This window comes from Mesorhizobium sp. M0239, from assembly GCF_040321815.1.
Classification (GTDB): Bacteria; Pseudomonadota; Alphaproteobacteria; order Rhizobiales; family Rhizobiaceae; genus Mesorhizobium.
The window spans coordinates 88,394-104,932 of the sequence record NZ_JAMYSG010000015.1 but is presented as its reverse complement, the minus strand read 5'-3'; the positions used below and the strand labels follow the sequence as shown (position 1 = coordinate 104,932).

Annotated in this window: 13 protein-coding genes; 4 read left to right on the top strand and 9 right to left on the bottom strand. The window is 63.4% G+C overall.

The window, feature by feature from the left end; translation table 11 throughout:
* The first annotated feature begins 126 nt into the window (after positions 1 to 126).
* The gene (locus tag NKI99_RS17560; protein WP_352442621.1) at positions 127 to 1,194 is read left to right on the top strand and encodes a D-alanine--D-alanine ligase family protein; all 1,068 of its coding nucleotides are present in this window, start codon (positions 127 to 129) and stop codon (positions 1,192 to 1,194) included.
* Positions 1,195 to 1,230: 36 nt separating this feature from the next.
* Here NKI99_RS17560 and NKI99_RS17555 read toward each other — a convergent pair whose 3' ends face one another.
* The 9 genes from NKI99_RS17555 to dnaK all read right to left on the bottom strand — a co-directional run bounded on the left by NKI99_RS17555 (position 1,231) and on the right by dnaK (position 9,021).
* Entirely contained in the window at positions 1,231 to 1,647 is a 417-nt protein-coding gene (locus NKI99_RS17555; RefSeq protein WP_128305150.1) for a GFA family protein, read from the bottom strand.
* Positions 1,648 to 1,649: 2 nt separating this feature from the next.
* Complete coding sequence (locus NKI99_RS17550; RefSeq protein WP_128305149.1) at positions 1,650 to 2,132, bottom strand: SRPBCC family protein; 483 nt, start codon at positions 2,130 to 2,132, stop codon at positions 1,650 to 1,652.
* Positions 2,129 to 2,449 carry an ArsR/SmtB family transcription factor gene (locus NKI99_RS17545; RefSeq protein WP_128305148.1) on the bottom strand — a complete coding sequence of 107 codons (321 nt, stop codon included), beginning with the start codon at positions 2,447 to 2,449 and terminating at the stop codon, positions 2,129 to 2,131. The genes NKI99_RS17550 and NKI99_RS17545 overlap by 4 nt, the downstream gene beginning before the upstream one ends.
* 582 nt (positions 2,450 to 3,031) lie before the next feature.
* Positions 3,032 to 3,319, bottom strand: a complete 288-nt coding sequence (locus NKI99_RS17540; RefSeq protein WP_023762651.1) for a DUF1330 domain-containing protein — start codon at positions 3,317 to 3,319, stop codon at positions 3,032 to 3,034.
* Positions 3,320 to 3,351: 32 nt separating this feature from the next.
* Complete coding sequence (pyrF, locus tag NKI99_RS17535; RefSeq protein WP_352611568.1) at positions 3,352 to 4,065, bottom strand: orotidine-5'-phosphate decarboxylase; 714 nt, start codon at positions 4,063 to 4,065, stop codon at positions 3,352 to 3,354.
* Positions 4,066 to 4,076: 11 nt separating this feature from the next.
* Positions 4,077 to 4,673 carry an NADPH-dependent FMN reductase gene (locus NKI99_RS17530; protein ID WP_023814188.1) on the bottom strand — a complete coding sequence of 199 codons (597 nt, stop codon included), beginning with the start codon at positions 4,671 to 4,673 and terminating at the stop codon, positions 4,077 to 4,079.
* Between the two features lie 316 nt (positions 4,674 to 4,989).
* Complete coding sequence (gene pmtA, locus NKI99_RS17525) at positions 4,990 to 5,595, bottom strand: phospholipid N-methyltransferase PmtA (protein WP_128305147.1); 606 nt, start codon at positions 5,593 to 5,595, stop codon at positions 4,990 to 4,992.
* Positions 5,596 to 5,761: 166 nt separating this feature from the next.
* Complete coding sequence (dnaJ, locus tag NKI99_RS17520) at positions 5,762 to 6,892, bottom strand: molecular chaperone DnaJ (RefSeq protein WP_023810873.1); 1,131 nt, start codon at positions 6,890 to 6,892, stop codon at positions 5,762 to 5,764.
* Between the two features lie 212 nt (positions 6,893 to 7,104).
* Positions 7,105 to 9,021, bottom strand: coding sequence for a molecular chaperone DnaK (dnaK, locus tag NKI99_RS17515; protein ID WP_023810872.1), 1,917 nt, complete (start codon positions 9,019 to 9,021; stop codon positions 7,105 to 7,107).
* Between the two features lie 490 nt (positions 9,022 to 9,511).
* Between dnaK and NKI99_RS17510 the strand changes: the two genes are divergently transcribed.
* The 3 genes from NKI99_RS17510 (at position 9,512) to rpe (ending at position 16,145) form a co-directional block, all read left to right on the top strand.
* Entirely contained in the window at positions 9,512 to 11,497 is a 1,986-nt protein-coding gene (locus tag NKI99_RS17510; protein ID WP_352611531.1) for a hypothetical protein, read from the top strand.
* A gap of 10 nt (positions 11,498 to 11,507) precedes the next feature.
* Positions 11,508 to 15,251, top strand: coding sequence for a DUF7929 domain-containing protein (locus tag NKI99_RS17505; protein WP_352611530.1), 3,744 nt, complete (start codon positions 11,508 to 11,510; stop codon positions 15,249 to 15,251).
* Positions 15,252 to 15,467: 216 nt separating this feature from the next.
* Positions 15,468 to 16,145 (top strand): ribulose-phosphate 3-epimerase, encoded by a 678-nt coding sequence (gene rpe / locus NKI99_RS17500; RefSeq protein WP_023810869.1) that lies wholly within the window; start codon positions 15,468 to 15,470, stop codon positions 16,143 to 16,145.
* Positions 16,146 to 16,539: the final 394 nt, after the last annotated feature.

Genomic DNA, 16,539 nt, shown 5'->3' with positions numbered 1-16,539 from the left:
GCGAACTGGATTCTGCGGTTGGACGGTGCGTTGTCACGCAACCGCCCGCGCCATGTCGGTTTCACGAGAGCCTGACGCCTTGACCATGCGATGGTAGGCAATCCTACTGCCGGGGATCGTCATCTCATGCCCAGCCGCAAGCCGAAACTGATCCTCGTCCATGAGCCGGAAAAGGCCTGCCTGGACCGTCTGGTCGCCGACGGTCATGCACCGCAGCGCGCCGGCGAAATCGCGTCCTATCTGGCGCAGTCGACCGACCTCGCCCCCGAATTCGACGTGCTTGGCCGTGCCTGCCAGGCACGCGGCCTGTCGTTCACGCCGGTGGCGCTGGACGAGGCCACCGGCGTGCTCGCCGGCGAGCATCCCAGCACAACGCTGGTCTGGACGCTGACCGACGGCATCGCCTATTTTCGCGGCGGCGCGGCGCCCGCTCTGGCGCGATTGGGCGGTTTCAAGACGATCGGCGCAGATGATGCGCTGTTCGCGCTCTGCCAGGACAAGTTCCGCTCCGGCGCCGTGCTCGGCGCACTCGGCCTGCCGGTGCCGCAGGCCGGGCTTGCGCGCGACGGCCAATGGCTGGTCGAGCCGCCGGCCTCGCCCGCCGGCTGGTTCGTCAAGCCCAACCGGCTCGGCGCCAAGATCGGCATCTGGCCGGATTCGCGCTGTTGCGATCTCGCCCACGCTTTGGAACTCAGCCGGCGCGTCTTTTCGGCCTATCGCGACGATGTCGTCGTCCAGCCCTATGTCGCCGGCCGCAACGTGCGCGCCAGTTTCCTCGGCCTGGTGCCAGGCGCCGGGGTCGAAGCGCTTGGCGTGGCTTTTGTCGATTCAGGCGCCGATTTCCAGACCATGGCGGACAGCCTGGCGCTCTACGGCGACACCGGCGAGGCAGCGAAGGCGGAGGGACATTACGCCGAACCGGAGCTCGTTGCGGTTGCCGACAGCCAGCCGGCCGCCGACGCCACGATACGTGCGATCGCCGGGCGGCTGATGAGCGGGCTCGGCCTGCGCGATGTGTTTTCCATCGATCTCAGGGTCGAGGCCGACGACACCGTCCACCTCATCGAGTTCGAGGTCTGCCCCGGCCTGCCCTGCTTCGATTTTCGCGCCTATTGCCGCCAGCAATGGGGCCTCGAGCTGGCCGACGCCATGGCCGAAACCGCCGCCAGCCGGCTGACCGGTGTCGACCGATAGCTGTGCGCCTTGTGTCGGCGGGCTAACCAGCAGACGCTACCCGCCAGGCATTCGCTCGGCCGCCTGCAAGGACGGATCCATCTTGTCCCAGGCATGGCCGTGGCTCGTGTAGGTCACCATCTGCGGGCTGAACTGTTCCGGATCGTCGAGGCTGGCCGCGTGGACCGCTATGAATTCCGGCATGGCGACGGATATCAAAAAGACCGGCGTTCCGCAGGTTGGACAGAAGGTGTGGATTTTTTCATTGCCGCTGGCGCCCGCCACGCGCCAGGTGCTCACCTCCCCGGTAATTGCCATATCGGTGCGCTGGCCGAAGGTCAGGTAGGATCCGTGGCCGGTGCCTGAGCGCTTCTGGCAATCGCTGCACTGGCAGTGGTTCTGGAAGATCGGCTCGTCATTGGTTTCGTAACGGATCGCGCCGCATGCGCAGCCGCCGGTATAGCGCTTGGTCATCGTTATTCTCCCGCGGCGATCAGGGCTGATTTCGGCTTGGCGAAAATGTCGATGCCGCTGCCGGTTTCGAGGAAGGATTTCATGCTCGACAGCACCGCCGGCCAGCCCTGGCTGACGCCTTTCGCCATGCCGCTGCCGGCTTCGAGTTCGTCATGGCTGACGGTCAGCCGCACCATGGTGTCGTATTCCTCGATGGCGAACGTCACCCGGCTCGTTTTTGACGGATCGTCGGCCTGCGAAGCGTTCGCCCAGGTGATGACGAGGCGGGTCGGCGGCGAAACCTCGACGACATTGCCGACGAGTTCGACGGTCCGTTCGTCATTGGCGCGGATATGCTCCCATTTCGAGCCCGGCGTCCATTCGGAGACGTTCTCGTGACCCCAGTAGCGCTTTGCGACATCGGGCTTGATTATGGCCTCGAACACCTTCTGCGGCGTCGAGCGGATATAGGTCACGTAGACAAAGCTGGTCGTTTCCCTGGTCATTGGTCTTCTCCTTCGAGTTCTTGCTTCAGGTCGTGCAGCAGGCTGAGCCGCTGCCGTTCGAATTTCCGTACCCAGCGCTCGTAGACTTCGTGCAAGGGCACGGGATTGATGAAATGCAGCTTTTCGCGGCCGCGCTTGACCGTGCTCACCAGATTGGCCGCCTCCAGCAGATCGAGGTGCTGGGTGGCGGATTGCCTGGCCATGTCCAGGTTTTCGCAAAGCTGACCGAGCGTCTGCCCGTTCTGCTGGCACAGAAGGTCAAGCAGCCTTCTGCGTGTCGGGTCGCCCAGCGCTTTGAAAACCTTGTCGGCGTCCATCTGCCTCACTCTGTTGTAAGGCATAATATGCAGGTAAATACCTGCATGTCAACCTACAGTTCGCCCCGCATCGCAAGACTGGATGCGGCTATTCGGACTCGGACGTTGATTGCGCGATGGGCCGCCCCGGCCATGTACCTGATGTCGGAGCCCTGCTTAGCGGCGCCAAACTGCGGACGTAAACCTGCAGGATTTCGTCTGAAGTCCTGCTACTAGCGCTGCAGCAGGGATTTGACAGGATGCCTATCGACGGCCGAGATTTCATCGTTCGTTGGTGGACCATCCTAAGCGTTCGAGATTGGCCGAAGCCTCCCAACTTCGTCATCCTAGGGCGAAGCAGGAGCGAAGCTCCGTCGCGGAGACTCTGGGATCCATGCCGCGACCTTGGCCGAAGAATGCAGCGGAGCAGAATTCTACACCGCTGCAACGCTTTGAAGTCGCGGCATGGATCCTCGGGTCTGCGCTGCGTCGCTACGCTCCTTGCTTCGCCCGTGGATGACGAAGGCGCTGGGCGTTTGCGGCAATCGCCAAGGTATGCCGTCCGTCACACCCGCGATTCGTCAAAACTGCTCGAGGCGGATTTTAGGCGCCCTCGACCAGAACGATCTCGCCGTCGGCGACCTTCTGACGGATGGCGACGGCGCGCTGGTATTCCGGCGAATGGTAGCAATCATGCGCGGCGGCGAGCGATTCGAACTCTATGATGACATTGCGTGCCCGGCCGGGGCCTTCGGCCTTTTCATGCTCTCCGCCGCGCGCCAGGAACTTCGCGCCGAAGCGCTCGAAGGCAGGCTTGGCGGCGGCGACGTAGTCCTTGTAGCCTTCCGCGTCGCGCACATCGACACGGGCGATCCAGTATCCCTTGGGCATTTTCTTGGTCTCCGAACTTGTTCTTGGAAATCTCAGGCCGAGCGCATCTCGTCGAGGATGGCTTCGGCCGCTTCCCGTTTGTTGGCCGCAGCAATGATAGGCCTGCCGACGACGAGATGGCTGGCGCCGTTGCGGATCGCCTGGCCCGGCGTCACCACGCGCTTCTGGTCGCCATGATCGCTGCCCGTCGGCCGGATGCCGGGCGTCACCACCGCCATGTCGGGGCCGACGATGCGGCGCACCGCTTCGGCTTCCGCGGCCGAGCAGACGATGCCCCCCATGCCGGCATGCAGCGCCTGTTCCGAGCGCCGCAGCACCAGCGTATGCGGGTCGTACTCATAGCCGACGTCGATCATGTCCTGCTCGTCCATCGAGGTCAGCACGCTGACGGCAAGCAGGCAAAGATTGCTGCCGCGCGCTGCTTCCACCGCCGCCGCCATCGCTTTGGGATAGGCGTGGATGGTCAGCATGGTCATGCCCATCTTGACGATGTTCTCGACGCCCTTGGCCACCGTGTGGTCGATGTCGAGCAGCTTCATGTCGAGGAAAACCTTGGTGCCGCCGCTGGCCAGTTCCCTGGCGAAATCGAGCCCGCCGGCGAAGGCAAGCTGGTAGCCGATCTTGTAGAAGGAGACGACGCCGTCGAGTTCGCGCACCGCCTGCTCGGCCTCCCTCACGGTCGGGACATCGAGGCCGACTATCAGTCTTTCCTGCATGGATCGTGCCTGTATGGATTGTGCCTGCATCGTCGTTGCGATCACGCCTCGATCCGGGTGGACAGCATGCGCGAGGTTTCGATCAGGGTGCGGCATAGGTGCTCCATCGATTTGTGCAGTCTTTCGTCACGGAAGTTTCCATCCTCGTCGAAGGCGCCGCCGCCGTCGGGCACCGAGCATTCCGGCGTCACCACCTCCATCTGGCAGCGCACCAGCACCGCGCGCAGATGGTTGATGCAGCGGATGCCGGCAAAGTGCCCGCTGGAGGACGAACATAGGCCGGCGACCTTGCCGGCCAGCGGCCTCACCGGCCGGCCGCCATCCCTGCGCACCCGGCTCACCCAGTCGATCGTGTTCTTGAGCAGCGGCGGAATGGAGCCGTTATATTCGGGCGTGGCGATCAGCAGCCCGTCATGGGCGATCACCAGACGGCCAAGTTTCTGGGCGTTTTCAGGAACGCCTTTTTCCTTTTCCAAATCCTCGTCCATGATCGGCAGGGGGTAGTCGGCAAGCGAGATGCGGGTCACCTCGGCGCCCTGCATGGCGAGTTCCTTCTGCGCCACGTCGGCGGTCCTGCCGCTATAGGCGCCGCTGCGAACCGAGCCGGCGAAGACGAGGATTTTCGGGATCACTGCCATTGGCCACCCTTGTTCCCGGACAGGTACAGCCAAGGATCGAGCAAATCAACGCCAACTTCGTCATCCTTGGGCGAAGCAGGAGCGAAGCTCCGTCGTGGAGACCCTGGAATCCATTCCGTGACAGCTATCCAGGAGTGCAGCGGAACAGAATTCTGCGCCGTAGCGGCGCTCGGAAGTCGCGGCATGGATCCTCGGGTCTGCGCTGCGTCGCTGCGCTCCTTGCTCCGCCCGTGGATGACGAAGCGAGGGACGTTCCCGCCATCGCCAAGGTATGCGGTGAGCACTGGCGATCCGCGAACAACCCTGCGCCGAGAAATTAATGCGCTTCGCGGCGGTAGATCCACAGCTGGGTCGGCGGGATGTTGCGGAGGATGAAATCGAAATGCTTGACCGTATAATTGCCACGGCCGGCCGGGATCGGCGACATCGGGCCGTAGGTCAGCTGCACGATCGGCCGTCCGGCCGGGATGCGGTCGAGCAGGCTTTCGATATAGGCAATGCGCTGGGCGACCGGGAAGTTGAGCAGCGGCACGCCGGAAACGACGGAATCGAAGATCATCCCGCTCTTGTCGCCAAGCGTGGCGTTGAGGTTGAAGGCGTCGCCCTCGATGACGTTGACGCCGGGATAGAGTCGCCGCAGGTGACGGACGAAATCCGTGGAATACTCGACTGCGTAGAGGTTCTCGGGCCGCACGCCCTGGGCCAGGATGGCGCGGGTGATGACGCCGGTACCGGGACCGACCTCGAGCACCGGCAGGCCGGATTTAGGATTGACGATCGAGGCCATCTTGCGCGCGGTGACCGAACTGGTCGGCACGATCGAACCAACCGCCTTCGGCTTGTCGATCCAGCCCTTGAAGAATTTGAGTTCGTCGTCGAACTTTTCGACAAGCGCCTTCCGCAGTCCAGGGCCACGTGTCATGCAAGCTCTCCTCAGCGCTCCCCGCAAGTTACTTAGCACCTGAGCGGTGCTAGGCAAGGCGCGGCCGGACGCATGTCGTGGATAAGATAATTTTCGTCGCGTCTCAAGGGGTGACGAGATTCAAGGATTTACGCGTTGCAAATCGGCTTAGGCGGGCCAAAGTGCATCAACGTTCGCCGAACGACTCGAAGAAATCCTTCATGCGGGCGAAAAAGCCGCTCGATTGTGGCGAATTGTCCTGCGAGGAGAGCTGTTCGAACTCCTCCAGCAGTTCGCGCTGGCGGCGGGTGAGGTTCTGCGGCGTCTCGACCGCGGTCTGGATGTAGAGGTCGCCGATATTGGGCTGGCGCAGCACAGGCATGCCCTTGCCCTTGAGGCGGAACTGGCGCCCGTTCTGCGTGCCTTCGGTCACCTTGACCTTGGTCTGCGTCCCGTCCAGCGTCGTCACCTCGAAGGAGCCGCCAAGGGCGGCTGTGGTCATCGAGATCGGCACCTTGCAATACAGGTCGGCGCCGTCGCGTTGGAAGAACTCGTGCGGTTTGACCGCCAGGAAAATATAGAGATCGCCCGATGGCCCGCCGCGCAGGCCGGCTTCGCCCTCATTGGCAAGACGGATGCGGGTGCCGTCCTCGATGCCGGCCGGGATGTTGACCGACAGCGAACGCTCCTCGGTGACGCGGCCCTGGCCGGCGCATTTCGGGCACGGATCCTTGATCGTCTGGCCGCGCCCCTGGCATTGCGGGCAGGTCCGCTCGATCGAAAAGAACCCTTGCGTGGCGCGCACCTTGCCGTGGCCGTTGCACATCGAGCAGGTGACAGGCTGGGTGCCGGGCTTGGCGCCGCTGCCCGAACATTCGGAGCAGGAGATCGACGCCGGCACCCGGATCTGCGCGGTCTTGCCGGCAAAAGCCTCTTCCAGGGTGATTTCCATGTTATAACGCAGGTCGGCGCCGCGCTCGCGGCCGCCCGACGAGCGGCGCTGGCGCCCGCCCATCATGTCGCCGAAGATGTCCTCGAAGATATCGGCGAAACCGCCGGCGCCGAAACCTTGCGCGCCGCCATTCATTCCGCCCTGTTCGAAGGCGGCGTGGCCGAAGCGGTCATAGGCCGCGCGCTTCTGCGGGTCCTTCAGCGTCTCGTAGGCTTCGTTGATTTCCTTGAACTTGTGCTCGCAGGAATGATCGCCGGGGTTGCGGTCGGGATGGAACTGCATGGCGAGCTTGCGGAAAGCGCTCTTGAGCTCCTTCTCGTCGGCGCCTTTTTGGACGCCCAGCGTCTCGTAGAAATCAGCTTTCATTTTTTCCCGCTGTCCGGATGCTCAACGTCTTGAAGCATTGTTGCGTCTCTTGCCGGCACTGACGCTTCGATTTAGGTGCGATGGAAGGGCGATGCCAGTGTCGACGCGGCCTTGCCTGCATTTTTTCAGCAAGGCCAGCTGTTTTTCTGCAAGGGGTTGCAAAAAAGCCCGGCCTTCGCCGGGCTTTTCGCTTTATCTTGCCGTCAAACGGTTCAGGCCGACTTCTTCTTGTCGTCGTCCTCGTCGATTTCCTCGAAATCGGCGTCCACAACGTCACTGTCCTTGGCGGCGTCCGCCTTGGCGTCGGCTTCCGCCGCTTCCTTCTGCGAAGCCTCGTACATGGCCTGGCCAAGCTTCATCGAAGCCTCGGCAAGCGCCTGGCTCTTGGCTTCGATGTCGGCCGGGTCGTCGCCTTCGGTCGCGGTCTTAAGCGCCGCGATCGCGTCGGAGATCGCCGTGCGCTCGCCTTCCGAAACCTTGTCGCCATATTCCTTCAGCGACTTCTCCGAGGAATGCAGCAGCGCTTCGGCCTGGTTGCGGGCCTCGACCAGCGCACGCCGCTTCTTGTCGGTCTCGGCATTGGCCTCGGCGTCCTTGACCATCTTCTCGATGTCGGCGTCCGAAAGACCGCCCGATGCCTGGATGCGGATCTGGTGCTCCTTGCCGGTGCCCTTGTCCTTGGCCGAAACGTTGACGATGCCGTTGGCGTCGATATCGAAGGTGACCTCGATCTGCGGCACGCCGCGCGGCGCCGGCGGAATGCCGACCAGGTCGAACTGGCCGAGCGCCTTGTTGTCGGCGGCCATTTCACGCTCACCCTGGAAGACCCGGATGGTCACGGCCGACTGTGAGTCCTCGGCCGTCGAGAACACCTGGCTCTTCTTGGTCGGGATCGTCGTGTTGCGCTCGATCAGGCGGGTGAACACGCCACCCAGCGTCTCGATGCCGAGCGACAGCGGCGTCACGTCGAGCAACAGCACGTCCTTGACGTCGCCCTGCAGCACGCCGGCCTGGATGGCGGCGCCGAGAGCAACGACTTCATCCGGATTGACGCCCTTGTGCGGCTCCTTGCCGAAGAACTGCTTCACGATCTCCTGGATCTTGGGCATGCGGGTCATGCCGCCGACCAGGACGACTTCGTCGATCTCGCCGGCCTTCAGGCCGGCATCCTTGAGCGCCGCCTTGCAAGGGGCAATCGTGCGCTGGACCAGGTCGTCGACCAGCTGCTCGAACTTGGCGCGCGTCAGCTTCAGCGTCAGGTGCTTCGGCCCGGTCGCGTCGGCGGTGATGAAGGGCAGGTTGATCTCGGTCTGGGTGGTCGACGACAGCTCGATCTTGGCCTTTTCAGCCGCCTCCTTGAGGCGCTGCAGGGCAAGCTTGTCGTTCTTCAGGTCGATACCCTGTTCCTTCTTGAACTCGGCCGCCAGGTATTCGACCAGGCGCATGTCGAAATCCTCGCCGCCGAGGAAGGTGTCGCCATTGGTCGACTTGACCTCGAACACGCCGTCGCCGATTTCGAGCACCGAAATATCGAACGTGCCGCCGCCAAGGTCATAGACGGCAATGGTCTTGCCTTCCTTCTTGTCGAGGCCATAGGCAAGCGCTGCCGCGGTCGGCTCGTTGATGATGCGCAGCACTTCAAGGCCGGCGATCTTGCCGGCGTCCTTGGTCGCCTGGCGCTGGGCGTCGTTGAAATAGGCTGGAACGGTGATGACCGCCTTCTCGACCTTTTCGCCGAGATAGGCTTCCGCCGTCTCCTTCATCTTCTGCAGGATCATGGCCGAGATCTGCGAGGGCGACTGCTTCCTGCCGCCGGCCTCGACCCAGGCATCGCCATTGTCGCCCTTGACGATCTTGTAGGGGACAAGCTTCTTGTCCTTCTCCGTCACCGGATCGTCATAGCGGCGGCCGATCAGGCGCTTGACCGCGAAGATGGTGTTTTCAGGATTGGTGACCGCCTGGCGCTTGGCCGGCTGGCCGACCAGACGTTCGTCGTCGCCCGAGATGGCGACGATGGAAGGCGTCGTGCGCGCGCCTTCCGCATTCTCGATTACCTTCGGCTCCTTGCCATCCATGATGGCGATGCAGGAGTTGGTGGTGCCGAGATCGATACCGATTACTTTTGCCATTTTTCTAGTCTCTCCGCTAAGCAGGCTCTCAGGACCCGTACAGGCGTTCCGACGAAAGCCCCTGTTCACAAGAAATCCCGTTCCGGCAACCGGCATTCCGGCGCCGAACGGCTTGGCGCGTATATAAGAACAGGCGGCATCGCGCGCAAGCATTCTGCGCAAGGCTTCCATGAACCTTTCCACTTCCGCCCGCGACTGATCTCCAGGTGCCGCATGGTGCGGCCCGGAAAGGAAGCCCCCCATGACCAATAACCCAGAGGCTCTGCGGTCTCCGGGAACAACAGGAGCTCGGCGCGACCACCGCCTTCGGGACGAGGTCGATGCGCTGGGCTTTCCGCTGATTCCGTTGACCCTGCGTAAGAGCAGGCGTATCGTGATTTTGAGGAAAGCAGACAATTCGATCAGGGAAGAACGAGCCGGACCGCCGCGCCTTGCCCTGATTTGCGCGGCCAGACCCGACGTTCTCCCGTCGACTACGGGGGGTAGTGTCATGTCTCGCATCCGCGGCTCGTTCGTGTCGTCTCTTGATGGCGGCTTGCGCCGCGCTGTGCATCCAGGCGGGTTGCTGGCGCTGGCACTCGGCCTGTGGCTGGGCGCCGCCCAGGCGCAGGAAACCCGGATCATCTATCCCGGTTCGATGGCGGTGACCGGGTTTTCCGGCACCGTCATTCCCAATTTCGACCCCCCTGATTCCGAAAAAGGGGGCCTGCCGCCCGGCGTCGATCCGGTCGACGAAACCTTCATCGACACCACGCGCGCCACCTTGCGCGTGTTCGACGTCTCGCATCTGGGCGGCCCGGCCTCCGGGCAACTGGTCAACACCCCGCCGCCCCTCGAGGTGACGGCGGAGCAGATCGGCCAGGTGTTCGGCGTCACCTATGATGACGGCGTGCGCGACGGCGTTCCATCGGGCATTCCCAATCTCTATGCCGGCGCCACCTCGCTGCACGGCATCCGTATCGTCACCCTTGACGCCGATGATGACGGCCGCCCCGAGCGGCAACGCCGCGGCGCGGCCGGCGCCACCTTCATGGACGGCCAGTTCGGCACCGAAAACGGTGGCGGGCCGGGCACCATCTGGAAAATCGACGGCATCACCGGCCAGGTCTCCAAGTTTGCCGACATCGACACCAACAGCGGTCCCGGTATCGGCAATCTCACCTTCGACGCCGCTCATCGCCAGTTCTTCGCTTCCGATCTCGACACCGGCCTGATCCATCGCATCGATGCCACCGGTACGCTGATCGACAGCTTCGACCACGGCGTTGCCGGGCGCCCGGCGCATGGGCTAGCTCCGATCGCCGACGATGGTTCGGTGATGGACATACAGGGTGCGGCTTTCGACAGCGAAGACCCCGACAGCTGGGGCTACACGCAGGACGAGCGCCGCATCTGGGCCGTCTCCTATCATGGCGGCCGGCTTTATTATTCGGTCGGTGAAAAGTCTGAAATCTGGTCGGTGGGCATTGCCCGCAACGGCAGTTTTGCCGGCGACCCGCGTTGGGAACTGACGGTCAAGGCCGACAAGGACTACGCCGTTACCGACATCGCCTTCGACAACAGCGGCTTCATGTACCTGGCCCAGCGCGGCCCGGTCGAGAACCGCTACGATTACAGCCAGTTCGCCGATTCCGGCAAGGGCGAGGTCATCCGCTACTTCAGAGAGAACCCGGACGATCCGGAAACGGAATCGGTCTGGGTCGAAGTGCCGCAGGAATATGCGGTCGGCTTCCCGCAGGGCAACCGGCAGTCGGCCGGCGGTCTCGACCTGCAGTATGGCTATGATTCCGACGGCACTCTCGACACATCGGTCTGCACGCAGACGCTGGTCAACACCGGCGACAAATTGCGCGACAATCCGGCTCTCGCCGAACAGCTCGCCGCCGGCGGGCCGCTCGCCGTGCACGGCGTGCAGATCACGCCGAAAGAGCTGGTCAAGCCGGCTAATGTGCCGCCCTTCGGCTCCTGGTTCGTCGACTTCGACGGCTATTTCGAAGACCCGGAGGTCGAGGGTCATGTCGGCGACGTTGCCGTCTGGCATCCTTGCGAGGGCCGCGCCGGCTATTATGAAGAAATCCCGGGCGGCTACCTGCCCCCCTTCTACCCGCCGGACTTCCCACCGCCCGGCAATCTGCCTCCGTGCATCCATGTCGAGGATATCAGGTATTACTGTACGCCTCGCGGCCTCCAGGCCGATCTCTATCTCCATGACCGTGCCGGCTTCGGCGGCGATTCGATAAAGGCCCAACCTTCGAATGAGACAAAGTCCAGGACGCCAGGCGTCGGGGTGACATCATCCCAGTCGCATGCGCCCGGCCAGCCTTACACGATCGACATTACTGGCCACTATCCGGGCGACAGAGTGGATGTTGGACTTTGCTTCTACAGGAAGTCCGACAAGGACAAGGGTGGCTACTACCCTTGCTGCAAGATGATCTTGCCGCTCCGAACCCCAGCCGTCAGCTGCGAACGTTGAGGAGGGGAAGATGAAAAATCTCGCACTCTCCCCATTCGCAACCAACACTCAAGAAACCATCGTGGAGACGATCATGAAACCCCTGTCATACGCCAGGCGCGGCGCGCGCTGGCTGATGGCGGCCGGTATCGCGGTCGCCATGCTAACCCCGGTGCAAGGCTTTGCGGAAGGCGCTGCCCCGATCACCCCGGAGCTGAAGCTCGATCTCGACAGTTCGCGCGTCATCACTCCGAGGCCCGACCGGGTCGTGCCCTTCTTCACCAAGAAAGGCACTCAACGAGGCTGCGACTACGTCGTCTATTCGCTGAGCTTCGGCCTGCGCGGCGATCCGCAGGGCCTTGCCGACCCGAGCCTTGAGGCCAGGCTGAAGAAGGTCCGGGTCGACTTCAAGGACCAGCTTCCGCACGGCCTTGAGATCGTCAACGTCAATGTGTCCGGCGACGGCACGGATTCATCCGGCGGACCACTGCCGGGCGCGACGATCAGCACCTCGGCGGGTCCCAACGATACCGCTGTTGTTTCAGACTTCCGCATCTCCACTTCCGATCTCGACGGCGCCGGCGCTCCCAACGAGCGCGTCATCAACTTCAAGATCACGGCCAAGATCGATCATGCGGCATTTCCCGCGCCGACGATCGTCGACAACCAGGGGATGATCAAGGTGACCGCCGGACCGGGCACCGGGACCATCATCCCGTCGCAGGATCCGAGCAAGCCCGACGACGGCGATTTCAAGACCGGCGTGAAGACCTCGATCAAGATCGACGTCACCAAGTGCAACCCACCGCCGCCACCTCCCGGCAAGGAATGCTTCAAGGTGGAACGCGGCACGGTCGATTGCGTGCCCGGCGGCGGTGCCTTCATCTACCACATGCCGGTCGGCCCGGAGATGGGCGGCAAATGGGTGCAGGTTTCGACGACCACATCAGGCATCACCATCATCCCCGACACGCAACTGGTGCCGGCGGGCGGCGGTGTGCTCAACTGGAAGATCGTCGGCGCATCGCCCGGCGACGTCATCCACCTCATCGTCACCGGCATCGAAACCTATGCCGGTCCGAAGGAAGGCTGGGGCCTGTGCTGCACGCAGACCATCGACATCGTCATCCCGCGTGACCAGAGGTGCCCGCCCAAGGACAAGGAGCCCGACCTCAAGGTTGAGAAACGCGCCGACGTGACGCGTTGCACGATGGGCGGCGGCTGCGACTTCACCATCAGGGTCACCAATGTCGGCACCAGTGCCTACCACGGCAAGATCGTGCTCGACGAGGTGACGCTGCCGGCCGGCTCGACACTCGATTCAGGGCCCAATCCGCCCTGGGTCTGCGTACCCGGCACCACCCCTATGATTTGCACCCATCCGGTGACCACGCTCAATCCGGGGGCCTCCGTCGACCTCAAGCTCGGCTTCAAGCCGGCCGGAGGCTGGCAAGGCAGCGTCTTGCGCAACTGCGCCACCTATAATTACGGCGCCAGCGACAAGCCACTGTTCGGCAGCCAGTCGAACGACCGCGGTTGTGCCTCGATCCCGGTCTGCCGACGTGGCGACCGTGACCGCGACTGCCGGCCGCCGGTCGAAAAGAAGGTCGACCTGATCCTGAAGAAGCGTGCCCGTATCCCGGTCTGCACGGCCGACGGCATCTGCTACTTCGTGATCGACATCATCAACAACGGCAGCGCCACCTACAATGGACCGCTGACGGTCATCGACAATTATCCCGGCGGCGCGCCAGCCTCCTCGACCTTCGGCCCGAGCCCGCCATGGACCTGCGCACCAACCGGCCCCGGGCTGTTCCGCTGCGACAATGCGGGCATCTCGCTGCCTCCGGGCGGCTCGACGCCGATCGTCGTCAAGGCGGTCATGCCGGCCGGCTACCAGTCGGACACTGTCGAGAATTGCGCGACGGTGAAGCCCATCCCCGGTGAAAACGATCTCACCAACAACAAGGCCTGCGCAAAGGAACGCTTCCGTCATCCCAATGGCGGCAAGCCGACCTTGCGCATCACCAAGGTGTGCAACGGCTCGCTCGCCGGCGCTGCGGTCATCTCTTGCCGCATCACCGTCATCAGCCTTGGCACCGCTGCCCCCACCGGCCCGGTGCGGGTCAACGATGCCGCCACGCTGGTTGCCGGCGGCGCGCCTGTCCAGATCCAAACCGTCACCCCTGACGGTGCGGAATGGGCGTGTGGACCGGTTCCGGCCAACGCGCTGTCGTGCCAGATTCCCGGTGCCGTCATGGTACCTGGAACCAGCCGCCACTTCGACGTGACGGTCTCGGCCAATGGCGCGTTCGAAAACTGCGCGCGCGGCTCCTATGGGCCGGCACCGGGCGACGACGTCGTCTATCCCTTTGGCCAGGCCTGCGCCAAGGGCGGCGGTTCTTCGACCATCCGTGTCGAAAAGACCGGCGACCGTGAATGCAGGCTCGGCCAACCCTGTTCGTTCGAGATCACCATCACCAATGACGGAACGACCCCCTTCTCCGGGCCGGTCCGCATTGGCGATGCGATCGGCGTGGAGGGTCTCGGCAGGCTGGAAGGCGTTGAGATCACGTCGATCGATCCGCCCTTTGGCTGTTCGCCGGAACCGGCAATCTTGCCACTATCCTGCATTGCCAATTTGTCGCTCGGCGCCGGCGAAAGCCGGGTGCACCATGTCACCGTGGTCATTCCCGACGACGGTCGCCTGGCCAATCTGCAGGGCAATGTCAGCGGCCAGAACTGCGTCGGCGTGCTCTCTCCCGACACACGGGTGCAAGGCGGTGGCGACGTGCTTTCCGACGACCAGGCCAACATCGAGGGCGATCGCGGCAAGGCCTATGCCTGCCATCCCTTCACCATTGGCCAGGAGACGAAGAAGGAATGCTCGCAAGGCTTCGTCATGAACGATGCCGGCCGCTGCGTTTGCCCGGAAGGCACCACCTACCGCAACGGCCAGTGCTCGCCGGGCGGTGGTATCGTGCCGAAGCCGGAACAGCCGAAGCGCTGTGTGCTGCTCGAAGGCCAGATCCGCACCGAGGACGGCCGTTGCGTCTGCCCACGCGGAACCGGGCTCGAGAACGGCAGATGTGTCAGGACCGACAAGCCCGAGCAGTGCACCATCCGTGGCCAGGTCCACAATGCGGATGGCGATTGTGTCTGCCCCAGGGGAACCGAGATCAGGGGCAATGCCTGCCGCCCGATCCAGCCAAAGCCTGAGCAGTGCACGATCCGTGGTCAGGTTCACGACGCGGATGGAGACTGCGTCTGCCCGAGAGGGACCGAGGTGCGCAACGGCGCCTGTCGTCCGATCCGGCCAAAGCCTGACCAGTGCACCATCCGTGGTCAGGTCCACGACACCAACGGCAATTGTGTCTGCCCGAGGGGTACCGAGGTGCGGGGCAATGCCTGCCGGCGCAAGCAGCCGGCGCAAGAGCAATGCGACATACGCGGCCAGGTCCACAACAAGCGTGGCGAGTGTGTCTGTCCGCGTGGGACGCAGGTGATCAACGGCGCATGCCGCAAGCCCAGACAGGAGGTGGAATGCGCACCGGGCTCGCAGATGATCAATGGCCAATGCCAGCCGATCATCAGGCGGCGCTGCCCGGAAGGCACGATCGGGCGCTATCCGAACTGCCGGCCCGTCCGCGGACAACCGTCGCTGGAGCTCAACCCCGGCCTGCTGCTGCAGCAGGTATTGCCACGGCGCAGGCCGCAGGTCGAACAGCAACAGGATCCGGTTCCAGACAGAATCCTGAAACTCCAGCAGCAATAACCACTGCTCGACACGAAACCAGAAACCCGCCGGAGCAATTCGGCGGGTTTTTCTTCGTAGCTGTGGGGGCAAGCGGGAATTGGCCGCACGTGATCGGGGATGCTGGCACGTCAGCCTGCGCGGTGCCCGCGCCTGCACCCTCGACAAGTCGGCTGTGGCGCATTAGGCAGTCGATAGGGTGGCCGAACGAGAAGGACACTCGGAAAGGCCGCACCCATGAGCAGAAAGACCCTGATTGCACCATCGGTGCTGGCGTCGGATTTTTCCAAACTCGGCGATGAGGTCGAAGCGGTGGCGGCGGCAGGCGCCGACTGGATCCATCTCGATGTGATGGACGGGCATTTCGTGCCCAACATCACCTTTGGCCCGCCGGTGATCAAGGCGATCCGCAACCGCACCAAGGCCTTCTTCGACTGCCATCTGATGATTGCCCCGGCCGACCCCTATCTGGCCGCTTTCGCCGAGGCCGGCTGCGACGGTTTGACCGTCCATGCCGAGGCCGGCCCGCATCTCGACCGCTCGCTGCAGACCATCAGGAACCTTGGCAAGAAGGCCGGTGTGTCGCTCAATCCGGCGACGCCGGAAAGCGTGGTCGAATACGTGCTCGACCGGCTCGACCTGATCCTGATCATGACCGTCAATCCGGGCTTCGGCGGCCAGGCCTTCATCCCGGCGGTCGTCGACAAGGTGAAGCGGGTCAAGGCCCTGATCGGCGGCCGGCCGATCCGCATCGAGATCGACGGCGGTGTTTCAGCCGAGACCGCGCCGCTGGTCACCGCTGCCGGCGCCGACGTGCTGGTGGCGGGCGCCGCCATCTTCAAAGGCGGCAGCGTCGAGGCTTATCGTCAGAACATCCAGGCGATCAGGACGGCAGCCGACAACGCAGCCGGCTGACCAGCGGTGTTCCCGCGGTCGGCCCGACATGCCGGCTAAGGTTCTGGTCCCGGGCGGGGCTTGTGAAAATCTGATGCGCAACGGCATCGGGCTGAGCGGTTGCCTGATTCGGTCTCAAGGTCCGCCGGCCTATGCCCAAAGCAGACAGTTGATCTCGCGCGCATACAAAAGAACAGAAAGACAGATTCTCCTGCGTGCATACAAAACATGTTAAGTTTCCACAGGTTGTGAAAATGCGCGGAATTACAGCATTGAGCTCCGGAATGCCGCATATTCCTTCGTGCTAAAGTACAATAGCGTGATCTTCTGCTTGAGCAGGCGAATGCTCGCGCTGTATGGTACAAGTACGAGACGGCGAATGCTTTCAGACTCGAATCGCCCAGGCCAAGTCTTG